General features: G+C 71.2%; 25 protein-coding genes. 12 read left to right on the forward strand and 13 right to left on the reverse strand.

The window, feature by feature from the left end:
* Window positions 1-58: 58 nt before the first annotated feature.
* The 5 genes from AC3RXY_RS00490 to AC3RXY_RS00510 all read right to left on the reverse strand — a co-directional run bounded on the left by AC3RXY_RS00490 (window position 59) and on the right by AC3RXY_RS00510 (window position 3,609).
* Window positions 59-895 (reverse strand): aldo/keto reductase, encoded by an 837-nt coding sequence (locus AC3RXY_RS00490; protein ID WP_491508915.1) that lies wholly within the window; start codon window positions 893-895, stop codon window positions 59-61.
* 89 nt (window positions 896-984) lie between these two features.
* Window positions 985-1,737: an ABC transporter permease gene (locus tag AC3RXY_RS00495; RefSeq protein ID WP_491508916.1), complete on the reverse strand. Its 753-nt coding sequence runs from the start codon at window positions 1,735-1,737 to the stop codon at window positions 985-987.
* Complete coding sequence (locus AC3RXY_RS00500) at window positions 1,737-2,645, reverse strand: ABC transporter ATP-binding protein (RefSeq protein WP_491508917.1); 909 nt, start codon at window positions 2,643-2,645, stop codon at window positions 1,737-1,739. Before AC3RXY_RS00500 ends, AC3RXY_RS00495 begins: the two co-directional genes overlap by 1 nt.
* Complete coding sequence (locus tag AC3RXY_RS00505) at window positions 2,642-2,938, reverse strand: transcriptional regulator (protein WP_491508918.1); 297 nt, start codon at window positions 2,936-2,938, stop codon at window positions 2,642-2,644. The genes AC3RXY_RS00500 and AC3RXY_RS00505 overlap by 4 nt, the downstream gene beginning before the upstream one ends.
* Window positions 2,935-3,609: a hypothetical protein gene (locus tag AC3RXY_RS00510; RefSeq protein ID WP_491508919.1), complete on the reverse strand. Its 675-nt coding sequence runs from the start codon at window positions 3,607-3,609 to the stop codon at window positions 2,935-2,937. The genes AC3RXY_RS00505 and AC3RXY_RS00510 overlap by 4 nt, the downstream gene beginning before the upstream one ends.
* 106 nt (window positions 3,610-3,715) lie before the next feature.
* Between AC3RXY_RS00510 and hrpA the strand changes: the two genes are divergently transcribed.
* The 3 genes from hrpA to AC3RXY_RS00525 all read left to right on the forward strand — a co-directional run bounded on the left by hrpA (window position 3,716) and on the right by AC3RXY_RS00525 (window position 10,357).
* Entirely contained in the window at window positions 3,716-7,720 is a 4,005-nt protein-coding gene (hrpA, locus tag AC3RXY_RS00515; protein ID WP_491508920.1) for an ATP-dependent RNA helicase HrpA, read from the forward strand.
* Between the two features lie 45 nt (window positions 7,721-7,765).
* Window positions 7,766-8,710, forward strand: a complete 945-nt coding sequence (locus tag AC3RXY_RS00520) for a quinone oxidoreductase family protein (protein ID WP_491508921.1) — start codon at window positions 7,766-7,768, stop codon at window positions 8,708-8,710.
* A gap of 123 nt (window positions 8,711-8,833) precedes the next feature.
* Entirely contained in the window at window positions 8,834-10,357 is a 1,524-nt protein-coding gene (locus AC3RXY_RS00525; RefSeq protein WP_491508922.1) for a Mur ligase family protein, read from the forward strand.
* Window positions 10,358-10,415: 58 nt separating this feature from the next.
* On the opposite strand, the gene AC3RXY_RS00530 is transcribed toward AC3RXY_RS00525, so the two are convergent.
* On the reverse strand, window positions 10,416-11,246 hold the full coding sequence (locus tag AC3RXY_RS00530; RefSeq protein WP_491508923.1) for a sulfurtransferase: 831 nt from the start codon (window positions 11,244-11,246) through the stop codon (window positions 10,416-10,418).
* A 176-nt stretch (window positions 11,247-11,422) separates the two neighbouring features.
* Here AC3RXY_RS00530 and AC3RXY_RS00535 point away from each other — a divergent pair, with 176 nt between their 5' ends.
* The 3 genes from AC3RXY_RS00535 to AC3RXY_RS00545 are packed head-to-tail and all read left to right on the forward strand — an operon-like array spanning window position 11,423 to window position 13,897.
* Window positions 11,423-12,328, forward strand: a complete 906-nt coding sequence (locus AC3RXY_RS00535; RefSeq protein ID WP_491508924.1) for an NYN domain-containing protein — start codon at window positions 11,423-11,425, stop codon at window positions 12,326-12,328.
* Between the two features lie 4 nt (window positions 12,329-12,332).
* The gene (locus AC3RXY_RS00540; RefSeq protein WP_491508925.1) at window positions 12,333-12,944 is read left to right on the forward strand and encodes a DUF4166 domain-containing protein; all 612 of its coding nucleotides are present in this window, start codon (window positions 12,333-12,335) and stop codon (window positions 12,942-12,944) included.
* The gene (locus AC3RXY_RS00545) at window positions 12,941-13,897 is read left to right on the forward strand and encodes an epimerase (protein WP_491508926.1); all 957 of its coding nucleotides are present in this window, start codon (window positions 12,941-12,943) and stop codon (window positions 13,895-13,897) included. The genes AC3RXY_RS00540 and AC3RXY_RS00545 overlap by 4 nt, the downstream gene beginning before the upstream one ends.
* Window positions 13,898-13,913: 16 nt before the next feature.
* Here AC3RXY_RS00545 and AC3RXY_RS00550 read toward each other — a convergent pair whose 3' ends face one another.
* The gene (locus tag AC3RXY_RS00550) at window positions 13,914-14,306 is read right to left on the reverse strand and encodes a PLD nuclease N-terminal domain-containing protein (RefSeq protein ID WP_491508927.1); all 393 of its coding nucleotides are present in this window, start codon (window positions 14,304-14,306) and stop codon (window positions 13,914-13,916) included.
* Window positions 14,307-14,363: 57 nt separating this feature from the next.
* Entirely contained in the window at window positions 14,364-15,230 is an 867-nt protein-coding gene (locus AC3RXY_RS00555; protein WP_491508928.1) for an alpha/beta fold hydrolase, read from the reverse strand.
* A 71-nt stretch (window positions 15,231-15,301) separates the two neighbouring features.
* On the opposite strand from AC3RXY_RS00555, the gene AC3RXY_RS00560 reads away from it, so the two are divergent.
* Window positions 15,302-15,904 carry a GNAT family N-acetyltransferase gene (locus tag AC3RXY_RS00560; RefSeq protein WP_491508929.1) on the forward strand — a complete coding sequence of 201 codons (603 nt, stop codon included), beginning with the start codon at window positions 15,302-15,304 and terminating at the stop codon, window positions 15,902-15,904.
* An 18-nt stretch (window positions 15,905-15,922) separates the two neighbouring features.
* On the opposite strand, the gene AC3RXY_RS00565 is transcribed toward AC3RXY_RS00560, so the two are convergent.
* Window positions 15,923-16,231 (reverse strand): hypothetical protein, encoded by a 309-nt coding sequence (locus tag AC3RXY_RS00565; RefSeq protein ID WP_491508930.1) that lies wholly within the window; start codon window positions 16,229-16,231, stop codon window positions 15,923-15,925.
* Window positions 16,232-16,407: 176 nt separating this feature from the next.
* Between AC3RXY_RS00565 and AC3RXY_RS00570 the strand changes: the two genes are divergently transcribed.
* Genes AC3RXY_RS00570 through AC3RXY_RS00590 form a run of 5 tightly spaced genes read left to right on the forward strand, consistent with a single transcriptional unit; the run spans window position 16,408 to window position 20,757 of the window.
* Window positions 16,408-17,535 carry an ABC transporter substrate-binding protein gene (locus AC3RXY_RS00570; RefSeq protein WP_491508931.1) on the forward strand — a complete coding sequence of 376 codons (1,128 nt, stop codon included), beginning with the start codon at window positions 16,408-16,410 and terminating at the stop codon, window positions 17,533-17,535.
* Entirely contained in the window at window positions 17,535-18,596 is a 1,062-nt protein-coding gene (locus AC3RXY_RS00575; protein WP_491508932.1) for a FecCD family ABC transporter permease, read from the forward strand. Before AC3RXY_RS00570 ends, AC3RXY_RS00575 begins: the two co-directional genes overlap by 1 nt.
* An 8-nt stretch (window positions 18,597-18,604) precedes the next feature.
* Window positions 18,605-19,372 carry an ABC transporter ATP-binding protein gene (locus tag AC3RXY_RS00580; protein WP_491508933.1) on the forward strand — a complete coding sequence of 256 codons (768 nt, stop codon included), beginning with the start codon at window positions 18,605-18,607 and terminating at the stop codon, window positions 19,370-19,372.
* Window positions 19,369-20,190, forward strand: a complete 822-nt coding sequence (locus tag AC3RXY_RS00585; protein WP_491508934.1) for a class I SAM-dependent methyltransferase — start codon at window positions 19,369-19,371, stop codon at window positions 20,188-20,190. The genes AC3RXY_RS00580 and AC3RXY_RS00585 overlap by 4 nt, the downstream gene beginning before the upstream one ends.
* Window positions 20,191-20,244: 54 nt before the next feature.
* Entirely contained in the window at window positions 20,245-20,757 is a 513-nt protein-coding gene (locus tag AC3RXY_RS00590; protein ID WP_491508935.1) for a flavin reductase family protein, read from the forward strand.
* Between the two features lie 63 nt (window positions 20,758-20,820).
* Here AC3RXY_RS00590 and AC3RXY_RS00595 read toward each other — a convergent pair whose 3' ends face one another.
* The 4 genes from AC3RXY_RS00595 to AC3RXY_RS00610 all read right to left on the reverse strand — a co-directional run bounded on the left by AC3RXY_RS00595 (window position 20,821) and on the right by AC3RXY_RS00610 (window position 25,748).
* Window positions 20,821-21,729 (reverse strand): LysR family transcriptional regulator, encoded by a 909-nt coding sequence (locus AC3RXY_RS00595; RefSeq protein WP_491508936.1) that lies wholly within the window; start codon window positions 21,727-21,729, stop codon window positions 20,821-20,823.
* Window positions 21,730-21,794: 65 nt separating this feature from the next.
* Window positions 21,795-23,159, reverse strand: a complete 1,365-nt coding sequence (locus AC3RXY_RS00600; protein WP_491508937.1) for an MFS transporter — start codon at window positions 23,157-23,159, stop codon at window positions 21,795-21,797.
* Between the two features lie 140 nt (window positions 23,160-23,299).
* Complete coding sequence (mmsB, locus tag AC3RXY_RS00605) at window positions 23,300-24,211, reverse strand: 3-hydroxyisobutyrate dehydrogenase (protein WP_491508938.1); 912 nt, start codon at window positions 24,209-24,211, stop codon at window positions 23,300-23,302.
* 40 nt (window positions 24,212-24,251) lie between these two features.
* Window positions 24,252-25,748 carry a CoA-acylating methylmalonate-semialdehyde dehydrogenase gene (locus tag AC3RXY_RS00610; protein WP_491509392.1) on the reverse strand — a complete coding sequence of 499 codons (1,497 nt, stop codon included), beginning with the start codon at window positions 25,746-25,748 and terminating at the stop codon, window positions 24,252-24,254.
* Window positions 25,749-25,904 lie beyond the last annotated feature (156 nt).

Genomic DNA, 25,904 nt, shown 5'->3' on the forward strand with positions numbered 1-25,904 from the left:
TGGCGCCCGTCCCGCGGGGGACGGACGCCACATGCCGTTTCCGTGCGCGCGACCGGCGTCAGCTGTAGGTGAGCGGGTCAGGCCCGCCGCGACCGGAGTCGTCGCCCTGGTCGATCGCGTCGATCGCGGCGATCTCGGCATCGGTCAGCGTGAAGCCGAAGACGTCGAGGTTCTCACGCAGACGCTCGGCGCGCACCGACTTCGGGAAGACGATGTTGCCCTTCTGCAGGTGCCAGCGCAGCACCGCCTGGGCGGGGGTCACGCCATGCGCTGCGGCCGCCTCGGCCACGGCGGGGATCCCGAACAGGTCGTACTTGCCCTGCCCGAGCGGGCCCCATGCCTCGATGAGGACGTCGTGGTCGTCGGCCCACGCGACGACCTCGCGCTGCTGGTGCGCGGGGTGCAGCTCGATCTGATCGACGGCCGGGGTGACGCCGGTCTCGGCGATGATGCGCTCGAGGTGCGGGACCAGGAAGTTCGAGACCCCGATCGAGCGCGCCAGACCCTGCTCGCGGATGCCGATGAGCTTCTCCCAGGCGTGCAGGTAGGTATCGTTCGCGGGCGCGGGCCAGTGGATGAGGTAGAGGTCGACCGCGTCGAGGCCGAGCTTGCCGAGGCTCTCCGCGATCGCGGCGTCCGGCTCGTCTCCGGCCTGACGGTCGTTCCAGAGCTTGGTGGTGATGAACAGCTCGTCGCGCGGGATGCCGCTGCGCGCGATCGCGGCGCCCACGCCCTCCTCGTTGCCGTAGATCGCGGCGGTGTCGATGTGCCGGTAGCCGATCTCGAGGGCCTCCGACACGGTGCGCTCGGTATCGGCCGGATCGACCTTGAAGACGCCGTAGCCGAGCTGAGGGATGGAGCGGCCGTCATTGAGGGCGAGGGAGGGAATCGTCATGCCCCCAGCCTAGGCACCGCGTGCGACACCGGCGCCGGACCCCGCAACCCGCGTTCACACGCGCAGGAGAACAGGCAAACGGCACCGGCCTAGCGGTAGCGGTGGCCCTCGTCGCGGCGGAACAGGAGGAGCGCGAGCGCGAGGAGCACGACGGTCCAGCCCAGGATGCCGACCCACGACCACCACGGCAGGTCGCCGCCCTGCACGGCCCAGACCACGAACTCGCGGGCCTGACGCGACGGGAACCACATCGACAGGTGATTGAGCCAGTCGGCGAACAGAACCGGCGGGACGAACAACCCTCCCCCGAAGGCGAGGCCGAACATCACGACCTGCACGACGGCGATGGCCGCCTTCTGCGACATCGCGTAGCCGATGCAGATCCCGATGAACATGAACGGCAGCGCGGAGACCGCGACCGCCGCCAGCCCCGCGACGATGCGCACGAGCGACGCGTCGGCGGCGGTGAACAGCCCGGCGATGATCACGATAGGAAGAATCGCGACGAAGCCCAGCAAGCCGGTCGAGAAGACCTGCGCGAGCACCCGGGCGATGCCGGGCGCCGGCAGCGTGCGCAGGTACGGGTCCCAGGGCTTGGCGCGGTTCTCGGCGATCGTCAGACCGAAGCTGAACAGGCCGTTCGACATCGCCGCGAACACCGAGAGCGAGATCGCCGCCTGCGTCGCGAAGACCGGGTCGTCGGCGACGGAGCGGTTCGGCACCACGAAGAACAGCAGCGCCAGGGCAGGGAACACCAGTGCCCCGATCACCGCCATCGGCACGCGGAACGTCTCCAGCAGGTTGTAGCGGGTGTGCAGCAGTGTCAGGCGCAGAATGCTCATCACGCCACCTCCTCGTTGCGGGTGCGGGCATGCTCTGCGCCATCGGTCAGGGCGAGGAAGGCCTCTTCGAGCGTGGCGCCGCGCACCTGCAGGCCGGTGAAGGGGATGCCGCGCCCGACGAGCTCGCGCACGAAGCGGTCGGCGTCGCCCACCGTGGCGATCAGGGCATCGCCGTCGATCTCGATCGGCGCATCCGGCTCGATCGCCCGCACCGCCGCGACGTCGGCTGTGCGCAGTCGCACGTGCGATCGCTCCACCCGTCCGAGCACGTCGCTCAGGCTGTCATCGGCGATCACGCGGCCGCGGTCGACCACGACCACCCGCTCTGCGAGAGCCTCGATCTCCTCCAGGTAGTGGCTGGTGACCACGACCGTCGCCCCGCGGGCATGCCGGTCGCGGATCGCGTCCCACAGCACGCGTCGTGCGTCGACGTCGAGCCCTGTCGTCGGCTCATCGAGGAGCACCAGCTGCGGAGACCCCACGAACGCCAGCGCCACGCTCACCCGGCGTCGCTGTCCGCCGGACAGCGCGCCGCACTGCCGGCGCAGCAGATCGGTGAACCCGAACTGCTCGGCCAGCTCCGCCGTCCGGACACGCTCCGGGAAGTGGCCGCCCACGAAGTCGAGCACCTCCCCCACCCGGAGCGTCTCGGGCAGCGACGTCTGCTGCGGGGTGGATCCGAGTCTCGTCCGGGTCGCGGCATCGCGCGGATCTCCCCCGAACAGCCGGACCGTCCCCGAGCTCGGCCGGCGCAGGCCCTGGAGGAGCGAGAGCAGCGTGGACTTGCCGGCGCCGTTGGGCCCCAGCAGGCCGACGATCTCCCCAGCCGGGATGTCGAGGGTGATGTCGTCGACGGCGACGAGGTCGCCGAACCGCCGTGAGACACGGTCGAGGTGTGCGAGGGTCATTGTCCTTCTCCCAGGATCGAGCGCAGGGTCTCGGTGTAGTCCTCGAACGCCCGACGACCCTGCTTGGTCAGCGCGATGTAGGTGATCGGTGTGCGGCCCTTGTGCGTCTTCTCGACGACGACGTATGCGGCGTCCTCGAGCTTGCGCAGATGGGTGGAGAGATTGCCCGCGGTCATGTCCAGCAGCTCCTGCAGGCGCGGGAAAGCGATCTGCTCCTCCGATTCGAGGGTGGCGAGCGCTGCGACGATGCGCAGGCGCGCGGCGGCATGGATGACGGGATCGAGCTCGGTCATGATGCGCCCTCCGCCCGGACCCGACGCCGGGCGCTTCGCGTCCAGACGATCGTCCACAGGGCCATCAGGAGGAACCCTCCGCCGCCCGCGAGAGCGAAGAAGAGGTAGTGCGTCGGCATGCCGAGGAAGGGGCCGGCGGCGCTCACGACGATCGACCATCCGCCCAGCGCCAGCATCGGATACGCCCGCCACAGCAGACCCGCCATGACGTACATGACACCGGCGAAGAAGATGTAGCCGCTCGGGTAGAGGATGCCGAGGAGGCGTTCCGGCATGCCGTTGTGCACCAGCGCCTGACCGATCACGGCGAAGGCGATGCTGCCGACCCACCAGGTGTTGCCGTAGACGGCGCCGATCAGCGCGCCGTCTTTGCCGCCGCGCGTGCCCCGGTCCGCCCGGATGCCGAGCACGGTCGACAGCACGCCTGCGGCGATGAGGAGCCCGCCGAACACCGGGGCTGCGACGGCGATCGGGATCGCGAAGCCGGGCACGCCGTCGACCAGCCACAGGGCGAGGAAGCCCACCAGCCACGCGATGCCCCAGGCCAGCAGGATGAGCGGGACGAACTCCGAGCGCTGCCCGGAGACGCTGCGCTGCTGGTCGCGGATCAGCGCCAGCATCCGCTCCGGGTCGAGGCCTGCGTCGCGGATCTCTCGTTCTTCGTTCTCCATAAACAACTTTGTACTGCAAACTCCTTTGCGCGTCAACCCGCGTCGGCCCGCGACGGGCGCGCCGCAGCGAACGCGCGGCCCCCGCGCTGGCTTACGATGGAGGGCTATGTCTCAGCCCGTGATCTCCTATCCGCCCGAGCTGCCGGTCAGCGCCGCGCGCGACGAGATCGCCGCAGCCATCCGAGACCACCAGGTCGTCGTGGTCGCCGGCGCGACAGGATCCGGCAAGACCACCCAGCTGCCGAAGATCTGCCTCGACCTCGGGCGCACCTCGATCGCACACACGCAACCCCGCCGCCTCGCCGCTCGCACGATCGCCGAGCGCGTCGCAGAGGAGCTGCAGGTGCCGCTCGGCGGGCTCGTCGGCTACAAGGTGCGCTTCACCGATCAGGTCTCGAACGAGACCCGCATCGCGCTGCTCACCGACGGCATCCTGCTCAACGAGATCCATCGGGACCGGCTCCTGCGCCGCTACGACACGATCATCATCGACGAGGCGCACGAGCGCAGCCTCAACGTCGACTTCCTCCTGGGCTATCTGCACCGCATCCTGCCGGAGCGGCCAGACCTGAAGATCATCATCACCTCCGCGACGATCGATCCGGAGAGCTTCGCGCAGCACTTCGCCGCGCCGGACGGCACTCCGGCGCCGGTGATCGAGGTCTCCGGGCGCACCTACCCGGTGGAGATCCGCTACCGGCCGCCGGTCGACGACGGTGACGACGGAGCAGAGCCGGCCGACGACGTCTCCGCGATCGTGTCAGCGCTGCGCGAGCTGGACCGCGAGGCGCCGGGGGACGTGCTGGTCTTCCTACCGGGCGAAGCCGAGATCCGCGACGCCGCGGACGCCGTCCGCAGCGCCTTCGCACGCGAGACCGCCCCCACCGAGGTCCTTCCGCTCTACGGCAGACTGTCCGCTGCAGAACAGCACCGGGTCTTCGAGCGCAGCTCGATCGCCGGCGTCCGCCGCCGCGTGGTCCTCGCCACCAACGTCGCAGAGACCAGCCTCACGGTGCCGGGCATCAAGTACGTCGTCGACACAGGGACCGCCCGCATCTCGCGGTACAGCAGCCGTTCGAAGGTGCAGCGCCTGCCCATCGAGCCGGTCTCCCAGGCGTCGGCGAACCAGCGGTCCGGGCGCGCGGGCCGGCAGAGCTCCGGCATCGCCATCCGCCTCTTCTCCGAGGAGGACTTCGACAGGCGCCCGGAGTTCACCGAACCGGAGATCCTGCGCACGTCGCTCGCGTCGGTCGTGCTGCAGATGCTCTCCCTGGGCTTCGGCGACATCGCGGCCTTCCCTTTCCTCACCCCGCCGGACTCCCGCGGCGTGAAGGCCGCCCTCGATCTGCTCGTGGAGCTGGGCGCCGTGACCGTGGACCGTGACCGTCCGCGCCTCACCCGGATCGGCCGTGACATCGCACGGATGCCCGTCGACCCCCGCTTCGCGCGGATGCTGGTCGAGGCCGCCCGCACCGGGGTGACCACAGACGTGCTGGCGATCGTCGCCGGTCTGTCGATCCAGGACGTCCGCGAGCGCCCGTCGGCCGACGCCCCCCAGGGCGTGAAGGATGCCGCAGAGCGCATGCACGCCAGGTTCACCGATCCCACGAGCGACTTCCTCGCCCTCCTCCAGCTGTGGAACTACCTCCGCGAGCAGCAGCGCGATCTGGGCTCCAGCGCGTTCCGCCGGCTCTGCCGGGCCGAGCACCTCAACTATGTGCGTGTGCGGGAATGGTTCGATGTGCACCGCCAGCTGCAGACGCTGGCCCGACAGCTCGGGGAACGGGACGCCCGTCCATCACGCGCGCGCGACGACACGCGGCGCCGCGATCGCCGCCCGGAGACTCCGCAGGACGCAGCAGGGGCGGAAGCGCCAGGGGGCACCGGCGCGGCAGACCCCGATGCCGTGCACCGCGCTCTGCTGAGCGGGCTGCTCTCGCAGATCGGCATCCTCGACGAGCGCACCGCGCAGAAGGAGGCCGGCCGCACCAGCCCCCACGAGCGCAAGCGCCGCGCCACGGAGTACCGGGGCGCCCGCGGCATCCGGTTCTCGATCTTCCCCGGCTCCGGTCTGCGCAAGAAGAGCCCCCCGGCGGTGATGGCCGCCGAGATCGTGGAGACCTCGCGCACCTACGCGCGGATGGTCGCGGCGATCGACCCCGCCTGGGCAGAGTCCCTCGCACCAGACCTCGTCAAAAGGCAGTTCTCCGAGCCGCACTGGTCGAAGGACGCCGGGGCCGCCGTGGCGTATGAGAAGGTCACGCTCTTCGGTGTCGACATCGTGCCGCGCCGCCGCGTGCAGCTCGCCCGCATCGACCGCCCCGCCGCCCGCGAGCTGTTCCTGCGGCATGCGCTCGTCGAGGGCGAGTGGGACCCGACGCGCATCGACCGAAGGGCCTCGGTGTTCTGGCGCAGCAACGCCGAACTGCGCAAGCGCCTGGAGAAGCTCGAGGAGCGCGAGAGACGCCGCGACATCCTCGCCGGCGACGAGGCGGTGCTCCGGTTCTACGACCAACGTATTCCGGTTGACGTATACGATGTGCGCTCGTTCGAGAAGTGGTGGCGCGAGACGCTGGAGCGCACACCCCGTCTGCTCGTGATGCGCGAGAACGACCTGGTGGACGCCGACGACCGTGCCGATCAGAGCGAGTTCCCCACCCGGTGGGCTCAGGGCGACCAGATCCTGGGGCTCGCCTACCGCTTCGAGCCAGGCGCGCCGGACGACGGCGTGAGCGTCGTGGTGCCGTTGGCCCTTCTTCCGCGCTTGCAGGACGCCGGCTTCGACTGGCAGGTGCCGGGGCTGCGCGCAGAGCTCATCACCGGGCTGCTGCGTGCGCTGCCGAAGGCGATCCGGCGGCACGTCGTGCCCGCCGCGGACTGGGCCGAGAAGTTCGGCGCCGAGCTGCAGGGTGCTGGCCCGGAATCGCACGGCGGCCTGCCGGAGAAGCCGCTGCTCGAGGCACTCGCACGGCTGGTCCAGCCCCTGGCGAACCAGCCGGTCAGCGCGGCCGACTTCGATCTCGGGCGCGTCCCGCCGCATCTGCTCATGGGCTTCCGCGCTGTGGACGAACGCGGCCGCGTCGTCGGAACAGGTCGCGACCTGCGCCAGCTGCAGGAGGAGCTGTCCGATCGCGTCCGCGCCAGCGTCGCGCGCACGGTGGCACGGCCGGATGCGGCGACCGCGCGCCGGGGCGCTCCCCGAGCGAATGCCGACGCCGTCGCCGCGGCGTCCGCCCGCGCCCCGATCGAACGTTCCGGGCTGGCGAGCTGGACGATCGGCGATCTTCCGGAGGTGCTCGACACCCGCGTCGCCGGTGGCATCGTGCGCGGTTATCCCGCTCTCGTGGACGAGGGGAAGACGGTCGCGCTGCGGGTCGAGGCGACCGCGGAGGCAGCCGCCGCTGCGACCCGCGACGGCGTGCTGCGGCTCGTGCTGCTGGCCGTGCCGTCCGCGTCGTCGTACGTGCAGGAGCATCTGACCGCGGCAGAGAAGCTCGCCATCGCCTCATCCCCCTACCCCTCCGCCGTCGCTCTGATCGAGGACTGCCGGGCCACGGTCGCGCGGGCGCTCATCGACCAGGAGGCTCCCTCCGGTGTGGTGCGCACCGAGGAGGAGTTCGCGCGGGTGCGGGACGCGGTGAGCGCCGGCCTCGTGGAGGCGCAGTTCGCGTGCGTGTCGCTCGTCGCGCGCATCCTGACCCTCGCGCGCGACGTGGAGCGGGGCATCAAGGGGCAGAACTCCCTCGCCCTGCTCGGACCGCTCAACGACATCCGCGGGCAGCTCACCGGTCTCGTGCACGCCGGGTTCGTCTCGGAGACCGGCCTGGCTCGGCTGCATCACCTTCCCCGATACCTCGACGGCATGCGCGAGCGTCTGCGCGGGCTCGCCGAGGCCCCGGGGAAGGACCGCACGCGGATGACCGAGTTCGAGCGGATGGCCGAGGCCTACGCCGCTGCCGGCGGAACCGTTCCCCCGGCGCCGGGCGCACCGCCCCGGATCATCGAGACGCGCTGGCTGCTGGAGGAGTATCGCGTGAGCCTGTTCGCGCAGCGCCTCGGCACCGCCCAGCCGGTCTCCCCGCAACGCATCCAGAAGGTCCTCTCCTCCTGAGCGCGCGACAGCCCCCACCGCGCCCAGCACGGGTAGCGTGGGGGCATGGCACAAGCGATCGTCTACACCGAGCTGGGCGGGCCCGATGTGCTCCGCCTCGAGACCGTCCCCGACCCCGAGATCCAGCCCGACCAGCTGCTCGTCCGGGTGAGCGCCGCCGGCGTCAACCCCCTCGACACCAAGCTGCGCGCCGGCCTTCGCCCGTCCCCGCCCATCACCGAGCCCCGCCGCGTCGGTTTTGACGGCGCCGGCACGGTCGAGGCCGTCGGCGCTGACGTCACCGGCTTCGCCGTGGGAGACCGGGTCGCGTTCCGCGACACCCCCGGCGCCTATGCGAACCTCGTCGCGGTGCGCGCCGACCGGGCGGTCCGGCTGCCGGACGCCGTGACAGACGCAGAGGGGGCCGCTGTCGGTATCCCCGTCGGCACCGCCTACCAGTGCGTGAAGTCTCTCGACGTCGGCCCCGACGACGTCTTCCTCGTGCACGGCGCGTCCGGCGCGGTCGGCCAGGCGGTCGTGCAGTTCGCGATCGCCGCCGGCGCCACCGTCATCGCGGTGGGCGGTCCGGCCAGCCATGAGATGCTCCGCGAGCTCGGCGCGATCCCGGTCGCCTACGGCGACGGGCTGGAGGAGCGCGTCCGCGACGCCGCCCCGGCACCGGTCACCGTCGCGCTGGATTGCGTCGGCACGGACGAGGCGATCGCCGTGTCGAAGGCGCTGGTCGCCGACGGCGACCGCATCGCGACCATCGTGCGGGGCCCCGACGCCGCCGCACTCGGCATCCGGGCGTTCAGCGGCGGCAGCCCAGACCCCCTCACCGATCAGGAGGTGGCGTGGCGCGAGGAGGCCCTCCCGGCCGCGATCGCGCTGCTCGCCGACGGACGGTTCCAGATCGGCTTCGGGCCGGAGCTGCCCCTCGCGCAGGCCGCCGAGGCGCATCGTCTGGTGGAGTCAGGGTCTGCGCACGGAAAAGTCGTCCTGCGCCCGTAACCGGTCCGGTCGCTCCCGCCGCGGCGCCCCGGCCTCCGCAGGGCCGGGGCGCTGCTCGCCGGGATGCTGACCGGAGACGGTGGCACGACGGGTCCGGGCGGAGTCCGTAGAATCGTGGGTGCCATGCCCTCACTCGAGCAGTACCCTGCGCCCCGCCTGGACACCCGCCCGGGAGAGCCGTTCCGCTCCACCCTCCGCGCGCTCTCCGATGCCCTCGGAGCGGCCGCCGCAGCCGTCCCGGATACCGCGTTCGCGGGTGTCGCGATGGCGACGGACCACGTGCGACCCGGCGACCTCTTCGTCGCGGTGCGCGGCGAGCGCTCGCACGGCGCCTCCTACGCTGCCCGCGCCAGAGACGCCGGCGCGACCGCTGTGCTGACGGATGCCGCCGGGGCCGCTCTCCTGCCGGACGACGTCCCGCGACTCGTCGTCCCCGATCCGCGGCGCAGCGCCGGACCGGCCGCCGCCCACCTGTACCGCGATCCCGCCGCGGCCATGACGACGATCGGCATCACCGGCACCCAGGGCAAGACGACCACCGCCTACTACGTCGCCGCGGCGATGGGGCTGAGCTCCTCCGGCACCATCGGATCGATCGGCACGACCGTCGGCGACGACTTCTTCCCCCCGGTGCTCACCACTCCCGAGGGGCCGGAGCTGCAGGCGCTGTTCGCCGTCATGCGCGAACAACGCATCCGCACGGTCGCCGTCGAGGCATCCAGCCATGCGCTCGTCCAGGGCCGCGTGGACGGATTCGCGTTCGACGCCGGCGTCTTCCTCAATCTCGGGCACGATCACCGCGACTTCCACCCGACCCAGGCAGACTACTTCGCCGCCAAGGCCGTCCTGCTCACGCCGGAGCACGCCACGACCGGCATCGTCGACATCGATTCGCACTGGGGCCGGGTGGCTGCGGAGCGAGCGACGGTGCCGGTGCGCACCGTCTCGGCTGCGGGAGCGCCGGATGCCGACTGGCGCGCCGAGCAGGTGACGGTACGTGCGGACGGCTCGTCGTTCGTGGTCGTCTCGCCCGCGGGTGAGCGCGTGGCGTTCCGCACCCAGCTCACCGGGGCCTTCAATGTGAGCAACGTGCTGGCCGCGGTGGCCGCTCTCGCCGAATCCGGGCATCCGCTCGCGGCGATGGCCGAGGGGATCGCCGCGCTGCCGAGCGTCGAGGGCCGGCTGCAGCGCTTCGACTTCGGCCAGCCGTTCACCGCGATCGTCGACTCTGCGCACAAGCCGGAGGCCGTCGCCGCGGCGCTCACCGCGATCCGCACCACGGCGCCCGAGACCCGCATCATCACCGTGCTGGGCGCCAACGGCAACCGCGATGCGAGCAAGCGCCGCATGATGGGCCGCTTCGCGGCGATGGTCTCCGACGTGCTCATCGTCACCGACGACAACCCCTATGACGACGACCCCGCCGCCATCCGCGCCGCCCTGATGGACGGCGCCCGGTCATCGCAGGTCGAGATGCACGAGATCGGAGATCGCCGGGAGGCGATTCGCGCCGCGGTCGCGATGGCGGGCCCTGGCGACACCGTGGCGGTGCTCGGCAAGGGGCACGAGCGTTACCACGCCCTCGCCGGCGGCGAGATCGGGTGGTACGACCCCGATGTGCTCCGCGAGGAGATCGAGGCGCGCTGATCCACACCGCCGCGGGAGACCCGCGGCGCCCGGCCCGCCGCGTCGGCGGCCAGGGGCGTCATTCCTCACCGGTCGCGACGGGACGTCCCGGGGTGTTCGACCAGGCGCTCCACGAACCGGGATAGATCCGCACATCCCGACCCGCGAGCGCACCAGCGAGCGCCAGCTGGGCCGCTGTCACGCCCGATCCGCAGTAGGCGGCGATGGGGACGTCTGCCGTCGCGCCGATGGCGTCGAAGGCCGCCGCGATCTCGGCGGGCGCCCGGAATCTCCCGTCCTGGTCGACCAGGCGCTGGCTCGGCAGGTTCCTCGCCCCCGGGATGTGCCCGGCCACCGGGTCGATCGGCTCCGTCTCGCCGCGATAGCGCGCGGGGGCGCGCGCGTCGAGGAGCACGCCATGCCGGGGCCACGATGCCGCCTGAGCGGTGTCGAGGATGTCGTCGTCCGACGGCGCCGTGAGCACGATGCCACCCGGCTGCGGCCGCACCTCCGCTGTCTCGGTCGCTCCCCCGGCAGCCCGCCACGCCGCCCAGCCGCCGTCGAGCACCCGAACGTCCGCCACACCGGCCCGTCGCAGCGCCCACCAGGCGCGGGAGGCCGGAAGCGACCCGGCATCGTCATAGACCACGACGGTGTCGCCCGCGTCGATGCCCCAGCGCCGCGCCGCCGCGGCGAGCACGGCGTGGGGCGGCAGCGGATGCCGTCCGTCGTGTGGTGCGCCGTGCCCGGCGAGCTCGGCGTCCAGGTCGACGAACACCGCGCCGGGGATGTGCCCGGAGAGGTACTGCTCGTGACCGTCGGTGCGCCCGAGCTGCCACCGCACGTCCAGCACCCGGGCGTCGGCGAGGGAGAGCAGTTCTGCGGCGGAGATGAGGGGCGACACGACCATGCGCCCATTCTGGCCCCTGAGGCCCGCACCGGACACGTTCCGCCCCGAACAGGGACGACCCCGCCGGCGCCGACGCACCCGCAGCGCGGCCGGATCGGAACCGTTCAGGCTCGCGGACTACCCTGGACACAACGACCGGCGCTTCCCGCGCCGAAGATCAAGAGGGCGGAGCACCCATGCCGGAGATCCAGGATTCACGCGTCGCTGTCTACCTCGACTTCGACAACATCGTGCTCTCCTGGTACGACAGGGTGCACGGGCGCAACGCCTACGCGAAAGACCGCCAGCGCATCCTGGAGAACCCCACGGACCCCGAGATCGCCGAGCGTCTGAGCCGGGCTCGGATCGACGTCGGCGCGATCATCGACTTCGCGTCGTCGTTCGGACCGCTGGTCCTCACCCGCGCGTACGCCGACTGGTCGTCGCCGGTGAACGCCGACTATCGGTCGCAGCTCGTGGCACGTGCCGTCGACCTGGTGCAGCTGTTCCCCGCCGCCGCCTATGCGAAGAACGGTGCCGACATCCGTCTCGCGGTCGACGCCGTGGAGGACATGTTCCGTCTGCCGGACCTGACGCATGTGGTGATCGTCGCCGGGGACTCCGACTACGTGCCCCTCGCCCAGCGCTGCAAGCGCCTGGGGCGCTATGTGATCGGCGTGGGGGTCGCCGGATCCACCGCGAAGGCCCTGGCCGCTGCCTGCGACACCTTCGAGTCCTACGACTCGATCCCCGGCGTCGCCGCGCCGGTGAAGAACCAGCCGGCGGCCAAGGACGACGCCGGCGCCACCCGCAAGGGCGGACTGCGCGCGAGCCGCAAAGCCGTGCAGGAGGAGCCGCCCGCCGACGACGAGGCGGCGGCGACCCGGCTCCTGGAGCGGGCCCTGCAGCTCGGTCACGACAAGAACGACGGGGAGTGGCTGCACAGCTCCGCCGTGAAGGAGCAGATGCGCCGCATGGACCCGTCGTTCAGCGAACGGAGCCTGGGACACCGGTCGTTCTCGGACTTCCTGAAGTCGCACGATGACATCGCCGAGCTCGAGGAGACCGGGCACGAGCGGCTGGTACGCCTGAAGGAGAGCTGAGCGGATGCGTTCCGACGGCCCGTATCTGCGGGCGCTCGGTGACCGGGCAGACCAGCTGCACCCGGCGCTACGTGCCTACTTCTCGGAGGTTCCGGCCGGCTCCGTCGGGATCGGCTCCGGGGTGTTCGAGCACGTCGGAACGTCCCGGCGCTGGCTGTGGCCCGTTCTGGCCCTCCTCGCGCGGCCGGGGGTGGTGGTCGCGTGCGATGAGCAGAACGTGCCGTTCACGGTGCGCAACACCACGGGGGGCGGCGCAGCGCACGCCCGCCGCGAGCTGCGCCTGCGGCGGCGCACCTGGACGATGACGGATGCGGTGACGCTCTCGCGCCCCGGGCGCGTCGTCGACCGGCTCGGCCGGGGCGGCAACGTCGCGGTCTCGTTCGAGGTGCGCGTCGAGTCCGGCGCCCTCGTGCTGGCCAGCCGTGCCGTGGGCGTTCGTCTCGGCCCGTTCGCCGTGAAGGCGCCCCCGCGATTCGCTCCGCGGATCCGCCTGCGCGAGAGCTGGGACGACGCCCGCGGGTGTCAGCGCGTCGAGCTCACCGTCGACGTCCCCGGAGTCGGCCGCGTCTACGGGTACGCCGGGACGTTCACGTATCGCGTCGAGGAGGACGCATGAGCGACGGACGGGTCGTGATCGGGGGCGCGTCCGGTTTCCTGGGGCGCCACCTGGCCGCGCACTACGGCGCGGCGGACCGGGAGGTCGTGACGATCTCGCGTCGCGGCGGGGATCTCACCTGGGATGACCACGACGGCATCCGTCGCGCCGTCGACGGGTCTGCGCTCGTCGTCGGTCTCGCCGGGAAGAGCGTCAACTGCCGGTACGCCCCGGAGAATCGCGCCGAGATCTTCCGCTCGCGGCTGGCCACCACCGATGCGCTCAGCCGGGCGATCGCCGCCTCGTCCGCTCCCCCTCCGGTGTGGATCAACTCCTCCACCGCCACGATCTACCGGCACGCCGATGATCGTCCGATGACCGAGTCGAGCGGGCAGCTCGGATCCGGGTTCTCGGTGGAGGTGGCCAGGGCATGGGAGCGAGCGCTGTTCGCCGCCGAGCTGCCCGCGACACGACGGGTGGCGATGCGCACCGCGATCGTGCTGGGCGACGACGGCGTGCTGGGCCCCCTGCAGCGGCTGGCCAGCCTCGGGCTGGGCGGCACGCAGCGCGACGGCTGGTGGCCGGTGTCGCCGGCCAGGCGTGAAGCCGGCACGGCGCACGACCCCGGCGCGCTCCGTGGACGTCAGCGGGTGAGCTGGATCCACATCGACGACGTGGTGCGCGCGATCGACTTCCTCGAGACGCATCAGGAACTCGACGGCGCCGTGAACGCGGCCGCGCCAGCCCCGGTCGACAACGTCGCGTTCATGGCGGCCATCCGCCGTGCGGTCGGCGTGCCGTTCGGGCTGCCGATGCCGCGGTGGATGCTCGAGCTGGGCGCCATCGCGATCCGCACCGAGACCGAGCTCGTCCTCAAGAGCCGCTGGGTCCTCCCGGAGCGCCTGCAGGCTGCGGGTTTCCTGTTCCGGCACCCGACGCTCGACGCGGCGCTCGCCGACATCGTGCGGCGCTGAGAGAGCGGCGCGCGGATCAGGCCGGGTCGCCCGGGTCGCCCTGCTCCCGCTGCGCCTGCTCCTTCTTGCGCTTCTCGATCTCCGTGCGCAGCCGCCACTCCTCGATCTCACGGTCGAGGTCCGCCATCTGCTCCTCTGTGGTGCGGCGGTCGAAGGCGACCGGCGCGATCGGCGGCTGTCCCTGCTGCGGGGCCTGCCGCACGGTCCGCTGCGGCATCCGGATACCGGCTCCGCTGTACTCGCGTCCCACGCCGAACCAGATGATGCTGCCGACGAAGGGCAGGATGATCACCAGGATGATCCAGAACAGCTTGGGCAGATGCTTCACCTGGCTCTCATCGCGCGTGATGATGTCCACGAGCGCGACGGCCATGAGGATCAGAGTGAGGACCGAGAGCAGGACCGGCATGTCACCAGCATAAACACGTTCTCCCGCACGCGGTCTCGGGATCGTCGCCGGGGTCGCTCAGGGCAGACCTTCGACGAGGTCACGCGCGTGCGCGGCGACGAGATCGGGCTCCGTGACCGGGACGAGATGCCCGGAGCGTTCGGCCGGCACGAACCGTCCGCCCGGCAGCTCGTCGGCCGTCTCGCGGTGCGCCGCGATCACCGCAGCACGGATCACCCGATCCGACCATCCGGACACCTGCCCGGAGATCACCCGGACCGGCACGCCGCCGAGGTCCGGCGGGTGATCGCGCAGGCCACGCAGCCCCGCCGTGATGCAGCGATCCTCCGCTGCCATCGCCCGCGCGGCGGCGACCGAGGATGAGGCCAGCGCCGCCTCATCGCGCAGGGGCGCCGGGAGCGCGCCGACCATCTGCCGGGCGAGCAGGCGCAGCAGCCCGACGCGTGCCAGGGGCACCAGCAGTGCGCGCTGGGCGGCGGCGGTCACCGCGAGCGCTCGCGAGAAGAACAGGGCGCAGTGCTCGTCGCTCTGATCGACCAGCACGATGCCGGCCGGCCCATGCCCGGCGGCGCGGAGGCGCGTGGCGGCGGCGCGCACGATCGGACCGCCCCAGCTGTGCCCGACCAGCACGAGACGACGGTGCGGGAAGGCCTCGACCACCGCGCAGAGGTCGGCGGAGAGCCGGGCCAGGTCGCGGGGCCCTGGCGCCCGGTCGCTCGCACCGTACCCCGCTCTGTCATAGGCGACCACGCGCGTCGCCGTCGCGATGCGATCCTGCACCGGACCCCAGAACAGCCCGCTCGCTCCGAGCCCCGCTTCGAGCACCACGAGGTCCTCGCCCTCACCGGCCACGATCGTGCGCAGGCGGCGCCCGTCGTCCGTGCGCACGATGCGCTCCTCGCGCGGCGTCGCGGATGCGGTCATGCCCTCAGACTACGGGCGGTTGCCGACCCGGGGGCGGCCGGACAGCGCATTCCGCCTGCTTGAATGAACTCATGACCTTCCGCGCCCCGCTCACCCCCGTCACGCTCACCGGTCGCGTCGTCGAGCTGCGTCCCCTCGAACGCTCCCACCACGACGGCCTGGTCGACGCCGTCCGGGAGGGAAACCTCTGGGAGACCGCCTGGTACACCTCGGTGCCCGCCCCCGAGGGGGTGGCCGCCGAGATCGACCGGCGCCTCGCGCTCCTGGACAAGGGCGAGATGGTGCCCTTCACGGCATTCGATCCCCAGGGGAAGGTGCTGGGCATGACGACCTTCTACGACATCGTCGCCGCGGTGCCGCGTCTGCACATCGGCTTCACGTGGAACCGCCCCTCCGCGCACGGCACGGGGACGAACGCCGAGTCCAAGCTGCTGCTGCTCACCCATGCCTTCGAGACTCTCGGGGTCTACCGGGTGGGGCTCACGACCCAGTGGGTCAACTTCCAGTCACGTGCCGCGATCGAACGGCTCGGCGCGAAGCAGGACGGCGTGATGCGCGCGATGTCGCGCTATCGCAACGGCGCCCTGCGCGACAGCGTGGAGTACTCGATCCTCGAGCCGGAGTGGCCCGCCGTGAAAGCGACGCTGGAGGCGAGACTCGCGAGGCATGCCTGACGCCGCTGCGCGGAGACCTCAGTCCGGCATCACCCGTCGGGTGATCGTCTGCACGTCGCGGTCGATGTCGTCGACGCGTTTCTCGAGCCGGTCGAGTCTTCCCTCGACGTTGTCGAGACGGACCTCGACCCTCTCGAGACGGTGCTCGACCCGCTCGAACCGCTCGTCGACGCGCTCGAAGCGCAGCACCATCTCGGTGCGCAGCCCTTCGATCTGCGCGCCGAGGGCGCGGCCCATGGACCTGGTCGACCCCGCCGACAGGCCGATCATGGTCGCGAACGCCGCCGCCAGCACGGCGATGACGCTCCACACCTGGGGATCGGTCACGGTGATCACTCCTTCATCCTGCACGTGATCCGCCCAGATTGCCACCGCCCACGAGTCGCAGATGGCGGTTTCCCGGCATCGGTGCAGAACCCGTCGACGAGCCGAGACGGTGGACGACGCGAGGCACGCCCGTCATGGGCTAACCTTATTGATAATTATTCTCAATAAGGAGCCTGATGCGCACTCTTCCCCGGATCCTCCTCGCCTCCGCGATCGCCCTTGCGGTCGTCTCCGCCGCCGGATGCGACGCCGGCGCACCCGCCGCGGAGCAGACCGCCCCCGAGACGATCACCGTCACCGACCAGTGGGAGCGCACCGTCGAGGTGCCGGCGAGCCCCGACCGCATCGTCGTGCTGGAGTGGGAGGGCCTCGTCTCGAAGACGCTGGAGATCCTCGGCGAGGCCGGCACGATCGTCGGAGCAGACCCGAACTCCCTGCAGCCCTTCCGCCTGACCGTCGTGCCGGAGCTCGAGCAGGCCGCCAACGTCGGCTCACCCTGGAGCGGACTCAACTACGAGACGATCGCGTCGCTCGACCCCGAGGTCGTCTTCCTCGAGGCCTGGGCGAACAGTCCGGAGAACAGGGAGATGCACCAGGGCATCATCGACCAGATCGAGGCGCTCGGCATCCCGGTCGTGGCGATGATGTCGCCATCCAACTTCGAGGAGGCCACGCTCGACCGCTCCTGGGAGATCGTCGACCTGATCGGCCAGGTCTACGACCGGCGCGACGACACGGATGCGGTGATCGCCACCGTCGAGGAGGGCATCGCCGAGGTGACCGCCCGCATCCCCGATCTTCCGGAGAACGAACGTCCGGATGCCGCGATTTTCGCCACGACCAACTACCTGATGGGCCCAGACAGCGTGCAGTCGCACCTGCTCACCGGCCTGCTGCGCGCGAACAACGTCGCCACCGGGAGCGGCCCGTTCCTCCCGATCTCCGAGGAGCAGCTGGTCGCCCTCGACCCGGGCGCGCTGATCGTGATCGGCCACGAGGGCTACCTCTCGGTCGACCAGATCCGAGCGGGCGAGAACATAGGCCTCAACTGGGCGTCGCTGCGCGACCTGAGCGCCCTGCGGAACGACCGGATCGTCGATCTCGGTTACGACGAGTGGCGTCCCACGATCGAGACCCCGATCGCGCTACTCAAGGCGGCCGCGATGCTCTACCCCGAGCAGTTCGCCGACGTCGATGTGCACGAGCGCGAGCTGCGGTTCTACCAGGACGTCTACGGCCTCACCGCCGACGAGGCGCACGAGGCGATCGAGAACCAGAAGTGGACCCCCGAGGACGAGGGCTAGTGCCCGGCCCGCGGCCGGCAGTCGAGGCTTCCGACGCGCTGCAGGATGCTGTCGCCCGCAGCGCGCGCACGCGGAACGCGGTGGTCGTCGCCGGCGTCCTGCTGGTCATCGTCTGCCTGGTGTCGCTGGCGATCGGCGCCTACGTCATCCCGCTGCGCGACGTCGGCGTCACGATCGCCGCGAAGATCACCGGTGGAGAGGCGGTGTCGGTGCACACGACGGTGATCTGGGACATCCGGCTCGTGCGCATCATCCTCTCCGCCGCCGTGGGCGCGGCCCTCGCGGTGAGCGGGGCGGCGTTCCAGGCGACCTTCCGCAACCCGCTCGTGGAGCCCTACGTGCTGGGAGTGTCGTCCGGCGCGGCATTCGGCGCGGGCCTCGTGGTCGTCTTCGCGATCCCCGCGCCGCTCGCGGTCTTCGCCTTCCTCGGCGGGATCACCGCGGTCAGCCTGACCTTCCTGGTCTCGCGCACGCGCGGAGAGCGGTCGACCCTCGTGCTCGTGCTGTCGGGCATCGTGGTGGGGTCGTTCTTCATGGCGCTGTTCTCGATCTTCCAGTACGTCGGGTCTGACGCCCAGCTGCGGCGTCTGGTGTTCTGGATCATGGGCGGCTTCTACTCCGCCGAGTGGCACCAGGTGTGGGCGGTGCTGCCGTTGACCGCGGTCGGCGTTGTCGTGCTGAGCGCGCTGGGCTGGCGGCTGAACCTGCTGACCCTCGGCGATGAGCAGTGCCGGGCGCTGGGCGTCGCGCCGCGCCCGCTGCGAGCGGGCGTCGTGGTGACCGCGACCGCGCTCACCGCGGTGGCGGTCTCGGTGTCTGGCGTGATCGCGTGGGTCGGCCTGTTGATCCCGCACGCGGCGCGTCTGATCGTCGGCACCGACAACCGCGCGGTCGTGCCAATGTCGGCCTTCCTGGGGGCGGCGTTCCTCGTGGTCTGCGACGACATCGCGCGCACCCTGCATTCGGGCGAGCTGCCCATCGGCATCATCACGTCGATGGTGGGCGCGCCGTTCCTGATCCTGCTGCTGCGGCGGCGCTCGACCCACTGGGGGACGGCATGAGCGTGGATGTGAGCGCCCTATCGTTCGCCTTCGAGACCGCGCCGGTGCTCGACCGGGTGTCGCTGACGGTGCCGCCGGGCCGCGTCACGGCGCTGTTCGGACCGAACGGCACCGGCAAGTCGACGCTGTTCCGCTGCATCCTGGGACTGCTGCCCCACTCCGGCGAGGTCGAGATCGACGGCGCGCCGACGCGCGGCTGGTCGGCCCGCCGCACCGCCCGGAACCTCGCGCTCGTGCCGCAGGACCACCTCGGCGGTTTCCCGCACACGGTGCGCGACATGGTCACGATGGGTGCCACGGCGCGTGGCGGCTCACTGTTCGGGCCCAGCCGGGAGAGCGTCGTCCTGGCGCTCGACAACCTCGACCGGGTCGGGCTGCTGCCGCTGGCCGAGCGGAGCTTCCCGTCGCTCAGCGGCGGCCAGCGCCAGCTCGTCCTCATAGCACGGGCCCTCACGCAGGACACTCCGTACCTCCTCTTCGACGAGCCGACCGCGAGCCTCGACTTCGGCAACCAGAACCTCATCTGGCACACGATCCGCGCGCTCGCGGACGAGAGCGGCAAGGGCGTCCTGGTGTGCTCGCACGACCCGAATCACGTGCTGTGGTTCTGCGACGACGCGGTGGTGCTCTCCCGCGACGGCACGACCGCGATCTCGGGACCGGTCGGCGATGTCGTGACAGAGGGCACCCTGCGCGCGCTCTACCCCGATGCGCCCATGCTCGCGGATGCCGGCGGCATCCCGGTCGTGCTGCCCGGCCGGCTGGCGGGCTCGTGACGGCCCGGCCCGCCGTGCCGGCGGAGATCGCGCGGGAGCGCTGCGCGGCGTGGGATCGCATGCACCACGCGTACTTCCCCGACCACGCCGAGCGCTGGGAGCGGGTAATCGAGCTGGTGCGCGCGCACGCGGGGCCCCGGGCGCGGATCCTCGACCTCGGCTGCGGGCCGGGGACCCTCACCGCCCGCATCGCGGCGGCTCTCCCCGACGCCCGCGTGGTCGGCGTCGACACGGATGCCCGGCTCATCGCCATCGCCGAGGCGGCGATGCCGGGATCCATCGCGTTCCGGTGCGCGCGGATGGGCACCGCCGCGGCGCACCGGCTGCTGCGGAGGCTCGGCCCCTTCGACGCGGTGGTCTCGTCGGCGTTCGTGCACTCCTTCGACCGCGCCGGTCTCGTGACGCTGCACCGCGGCATCCGCGCCCCCCTCTCGCCCGCGGGGATACTCGTCACCGCGGAGCGCTTCGCGTCCGGCGGCATCGACGATCCCGAGACGACGACCGGCCCGTCGCCCTGGGAGGCCTGGTGGGCGGAGACCCGGGCGCTCGTGCCCGATCTCCGCGAGCCGCCAGCGGAGGCCGCGGGGCCCGTGCCTCCGCTGACCGCCGAGACGTATCTCGCGGTGCTCGCCGAGACGGGGCTGCCGGCAGCCGAGATCGTCGAGACGGCGTTCAGCACGGTGGTCGTCGGCCGGCGGGCCCCTGAGCCGACGACGCCGATAACGGACAGGACCGCGCGGAGAGCGGATACCGGGCGGATGCCGGGCGCGGTTACCGTCGACGGGATCGGCCGCGATCGTCGTCGAACGGGGCCGTGATTCCGGCTCGCGGACCGCGCGTCCGACGAGCACGACCCCCAGAAGGAGGCAGCCGTGCCCGCACAGACCACCGAACCCGCCGCGGTCATCGACCCCGGCGTGATGCGCCGCGTCCTCGGCAGCTTCTGCACCGGGGTGACCGTGATCACCGCCGCGCAGGACGACGCACCCCGGGGCTTCACCTGCCAGTCGTTCTCATCGCTCTCGCTCGACCCGCCGCTGATCTCCTTCGCCCCGGCGCGGTCTTCCTCGACGTGGCCGGAGATCCGCCGCATCGGGCGCTTCGTCGTGAACATCCTCGCCGAAGACCACGCCGGCCTCAGCACCCAGTTCGCCCGATCCGGCTCCGACAAGTTCGCCGGGGTCTCGTGGCGGCCTGCGCCCGGGGGCTCCCCCGTGCTGGACGGCGCCGTCGCGTGGATCGAGTGCGATCTGCACGCCGAGCACGCCGGCGGGGATCACACGATCGTCGTCGGCGCCGTCCGCGCGCTCGGGACGGCGGAGGACGTCCGCCCGCTGCTGTTCTTCCGGAGCGGGTACCACGCCGTCGCCCCGCACGCGCTGTGACGGGGGCCCGCGGAGCAGACAGAACCGCCACGTCGCCCGGCGCCCATCGGCCGACGCCGCCGCTCAGCGCCCTGGCAGCAGGAGCTCGCCGCGCCGACCGCCGATCTCCGCGGCCAGCTCGCGCATGAAGGCGCTGGCCGCGGGATGGGTCGACGGCCGGTCGGCGATGCTCGCGTGCAGCTCCAGCTCCGCGTGGAAGTCGTCCGGGAGCACGTGCACGAGATCGGGCTCGGATCGCGCCAGGAAGAACGGGAGCAGTCCGATGCCCGCCCCGGCGACGGTCGCCCCGACCTGCATGAACACGTTCGGCGAACCGAAGCGGATGTTGGCCGCGGGGAAGTAGCGGTGCATCATCACGAGCTGATCGACGCGCATCTCCGGCTCGACGTAGTAGATGATCGGGTGGTCGGAGACCTCGTCGAGGCTGCGGGGCGCTCCGCGGGACGCGAGATACCCGTGGGAGGCGTAGAGCGCGAGATGGTAGGTCGTGAGAACGTAGTTGTGCGCCATCCGGCGCTCGGAGGCGGCCAGGCCGATCTCCACATCGGCCGCGATGGTCTGCGGGATCGGCCGCGTGCCGGTCGACATCTCGATCGACAGCGCCGGGTTCTGCGCGATCAGGCGCGCCAGCGCTGGCGTCGCGAATGCCTTCCCGAACCCCTCGACGCTGCTCACGCGCAACAGGCCGGACACCTGTTCCGCACCGCCCGCCGTGGCGGAGGAGAGCTGTTCCGCCTCGCGCAGCGCCTGCTCCATCCGCAGCGAGGAATCGAGCAGGAGCTCGCCGAGCTCGGTCAGTCGTACGCCCCGCGCGGAACGCGCGACGATCGGCGCGCCCATCTGCCTGTCCAGCTCCGCGATCCGCCGCGAGATGGTGCTGTGGTCGACGCCGAGCGCTTCCGCCGCACGCCCGAAACTCCCGGATCGCGCGACCTCCGCGAAGATGATGAGGTCGTCCGCACGCAGAGTCATGCCGCCACTCTATTCAGATGAACGGACAGCAGCCGCACCGGTGGTGCGGCTGCTGTCCGACGCCGTCAGGAGCGCTGCTCCGCCGCATCATCGGCATCGAGATCGTGCAGCGAGCTGCCCCGCGTCTCACGCAGGAACAGCGCTGCGATGAGCGAGATGACGGCCGCGATCGCGACATAGATCGCGATCGGCACCCAGGTGCCGTAGTCCCGCAGGAGCGAGGTCGCGATGACAGGAGCGAGCGATCCGGCGAAGATCGCCGTCACCTGGTAGCCGATCGAGACGCCGGAGTACCGCATCCGCGTGGGGAACATCTCGGCCATGAGCGCCGGCTGCGGGGCGTACATCACCGACCAGATGAACAACCCGAGGGCGATGCCGACGAACGCCAGCCACGGATCGCGGGTGTCCAGCAGCGGGAACATCACGAAGGTGTAGATCCCCGCCAGGATGACGCCCGTGATGTAGACGGGCTTGCGTCCGAGGCGATCGGAGAGGTGTCCGACCAGGGGGATCACGAAGATGTTCGCGAAGTGCGCCAGCAGCAGCATCTGCAGGATCTGGGCGGTGGGGACGTCGAGCTGGTTGAGATAGGTGATGGTGAACGTCGCGACGATCCAGTACCAGATGTTCTCGACGATGCGGATGCCCATCGCGGTGAGGAGGTTGCGCGGGTAGCGCCGGACCACTTCGAGCAGGGGGGCGCTGGAGGCCCGCTCCGCCTCGGCCTTCTCCATCGCCGCGGTGAAGATCTCCGCGTCCTCGACGCGGGAGCGGATGTACCAGCCGATGAAGACGATGACCGCCGAGAGGAAGAACCCGATGCGCCAGCCCCACTCCAGGAAGGCATTCTCCGGCATGATCGAGCTGAGCAGGAGCATCACCCCGGTCGCGAGCAGGTTGCCCACCGGCACGGCAGCCTGCGGGAAGCTGGCATAGAAGCCGCGGCGGTTGTCCGGGCTGTGCTCGGCGATGAGCAGCACGGCGCCGCCCCATTCCCCGCCGACCGCGAATCCCTGCAGGAACCGCAGCAGAACCAGGATCACCGGCGCCCAGTATCCGATCTGGTGGAACGTGGGCAGCAGCCCCATCGCGAAGGTCGCAGCGCCGACGAGCAGCAGCGAGAACTGCAACAGCTTCTTGCGCCCGTACTTGTCGCCGAAGTGACCGAACACGAGGCCGCCCAGCGGCCGGGCGATGAAGCCGACCGCGTAGGTGAGCATGGCCGCGATGACCCCGTCGAGCGGGTTCCCCGTCGACGGGAAGAAGAGCGGGCCGAACACCAGGGTCGCCGCGGTGGCGTAGAGGAAGAACTCGTACCATTCGACGACGGTGCCCGCCATCGAGGCTGCGACGACGCGGCGCAGGTTTCCGGAGCTCTGTCGCGCGTCGCTCGACGCGACACGCTCGGACGTTGTGGGACTCTCCATTGAATCGCCTTTCTCGTGAAGAGGAGTTGCCCCCGGTGCGCGGGCTGCCGCGCACCGGGCAGAGAGCTGCGGCCCGGGGGGCGCAGCGAACACAGGCGCTCCCGGCAGCCCCGGTGGGGGCCGGCCGGTTGCACCGGCGCTCAGGAGCTGGTGTCGTCCGCGGCCCTCCCGGTCATCTCCGGGTCGACGAGCGACAGCAGGTAGGTCGAGTCGCGTCCGCCGTGGCCGTCCGCGATGAGGCGGTCGAGATCGTCGGCCACCTGCTGCGCGTATCGCAACGGCAGGCCGTCGGCGGCGTCGAGAGCGAGGCCGAGGTCCTTCGCGAGCAGGTCGATCGAGAACCCTGGCTCGAAACCGCGGTTGGCGGCCGCGGAGTCGACGATGCCCGCGACCGGATACCACGAGCGCACCGCCCAGCTGTCGCCGGAAGACGCGGTGACCAGCTCGGCGAACCCGCGGTGATCGAGGCCGAGCCGTTCGGCCAGCGCCACCCCCTCCACAAGGGCTGCCGTGGAGATGGCGAGCATCATGTTGTTGGCGATCTTCGCCGCCTGCCCGCGGCCGGGGCCGCCGAGGTGGAAGATCCGCGAGCCCATCGCGTCGAACAGCGGGCGCGCACGTTCGAGGATCGCCTCGTCGCCGCCGACCATGAACGTCAGCGTTCCGGCGGCCGCTCCCCCGACCCCGCCAGAGACGGGGGCGTCCAGGAAGACGTGGCCGTGCTCGCCGGCGAGGGCGTGGAAACGGGCGGCGCTGGCCACATCGATGGTCGAGCTGTCGATGAACAGCGTGCCGGGCGCAACGCTCTCGAACAGCCCTCCCTCGGCCGCCAGCACGGCCGCGACGTGCTGCGCGCGCGGCAGCATCGTGATCACGGCATCCACGCCGTCCGCGGCCTCCGCGGCAGACGCGGCGATCACCGCGCCCGCCGCGGCGGCCTCCTGTCGCGCCTGCTCGGAGAGATCGAAGCCGCGCACCTCGTGCCCGGCGGCGAGCAGGTTGCGCACCATCGGCGCGCCCATGTTTCCCAGACCGATCCATGCGATCTTCATCGGAGACTCCTTCATCTTCCTTGGATCATCGCCGTCGCGGTCACATCGTCGGCATGACGAAGCTCGCGCCCTCACGGATCCCCGAGGGCCAGCGGCTCGTGACCGTCTTCGTCTTGGTGTAGAAGCGGAAGGCGTCCGTGCCGTGCTGGTTCAGGTCGCCGAACGACGAGCGCTTCCAGCCGCCGAAGGTGAAGTACGCGATCGGGACGGGGATGGGCACGTTGACGCCGACCATGCCGACGTCGACCTTGCTCGCGAAGTCGCGCGCGGAGTCACCGTCGCGGGTGTAGATCGCCACGCCGTTGCCGTACTCGTGCGTGTTGACCAGCTCGAGCGCCTCCTCGTAGCTGTGCGCGCGCAGGACGGACAGAACCGGTCCGAAGATCTCGTCGCGGTAGACGCTGTGCTCGCGCTCGACGTTGTCGAACAGCGTCGGGCCGACGTAGTAGCCGTCCTCGTGCCCCTCCACCACGAGGTCACGGCCGTCGGTGACCAGGGTGGCCCCCTCGGCGACACCCGCGTCGATCATGGCGATGATGCGCGCCCGCGCCTCGGCGGTGATCACCGGGCCGTAGTCGGATCCCTCGGCGAGGGCGGGGCCGACGCGCAGCTTGGCGATCCGCTCCGTCAGCTTCGCCACCAGCTTGTCGGCGACCTCTTCGCCCACCGGAACAGCCACCGAGATCGCCATGCAGCGCTCCCCGGCCGAGCCGTAGCCCGCTCCGATGAGAGCGTCTGCGGCCTGCTCCAGGTCGGCGTCCGGCATGATCACCAGGTGGTTCTTGGCACCCCCGAAGGCCTGCACGCGCTTGCCATGAGCGGTTCCTGTCGCGTAGACGTACTCGGCGATCGGCGTGGAGCCGACGAAGCCCACCGCGCGGATCCGCGGGTCGGTGAGGAGCGCGTCGACGGCCTCCTTGTCTCCGTTGACGACGTTGAGGACACCGGCCGGCAGACCGGCCTCGGTGAACAGCTCTGCGATGCGCAGGGGCACGGAAGGGTCGCGTTCGCTGGGCTTGAGGATCACCGCGTTGCCCGCGGCCAGCGCCGGGCCGATCTTCCACAGCGGGATCATGGCGGGGAAGTTGAACGGCGTGATCGCGGCGACGACGCCGAGCGGCTGCCGCATGCTGTAGACGTCGATGCCGCGGCCGACACCCGTGGAGTACTCGCCCTTGAGCAGGTGCGGCGCACCGAGGCAGAACTCGATCACCTCGAGCCCCCGCTGGATGTCGCCCTGGGCGTCGTCGAAGGTCTTGCCGTGCTCACGGGAGAGGAGGCGGGCGAGGCTGTCGCGCTCGCCCTCGATGAGCGTCAGGAAGCGCTGCAGCACACGCGCGCGCTTCTGCGGGTTCTGGGCGGCCCAGTCGACCTGCGCCCGCTCGGCCACCGTGATCGCGTCGGCGACCTCGTCGGCCGTGGCCAGGGCGACCCGCGCCTGGACGACGCCCTCGCTCGGGTCGTAGACGTCGGCGAAGCGCCCCGACGTTCCGTCGACGAGTGTTCCGTTCACGTAGTGTCCGATGTCACGCATGATGCACATCAACTCCTTTGTTTCTGGGCTGTTTCTTGCACATTAGGGAGCCGTTAACCCCCGCAGAAGTGCCAAGACCACACCCCCGGTCGTGCAGAAGTGCACGGCCCGGGGTGTGGGAGCAGGGCGCGGGGCGCGCCGCGCCGGCACGCCGATGAC

The organism is Microbacterium longlingense, assembly GCF_058349825.2.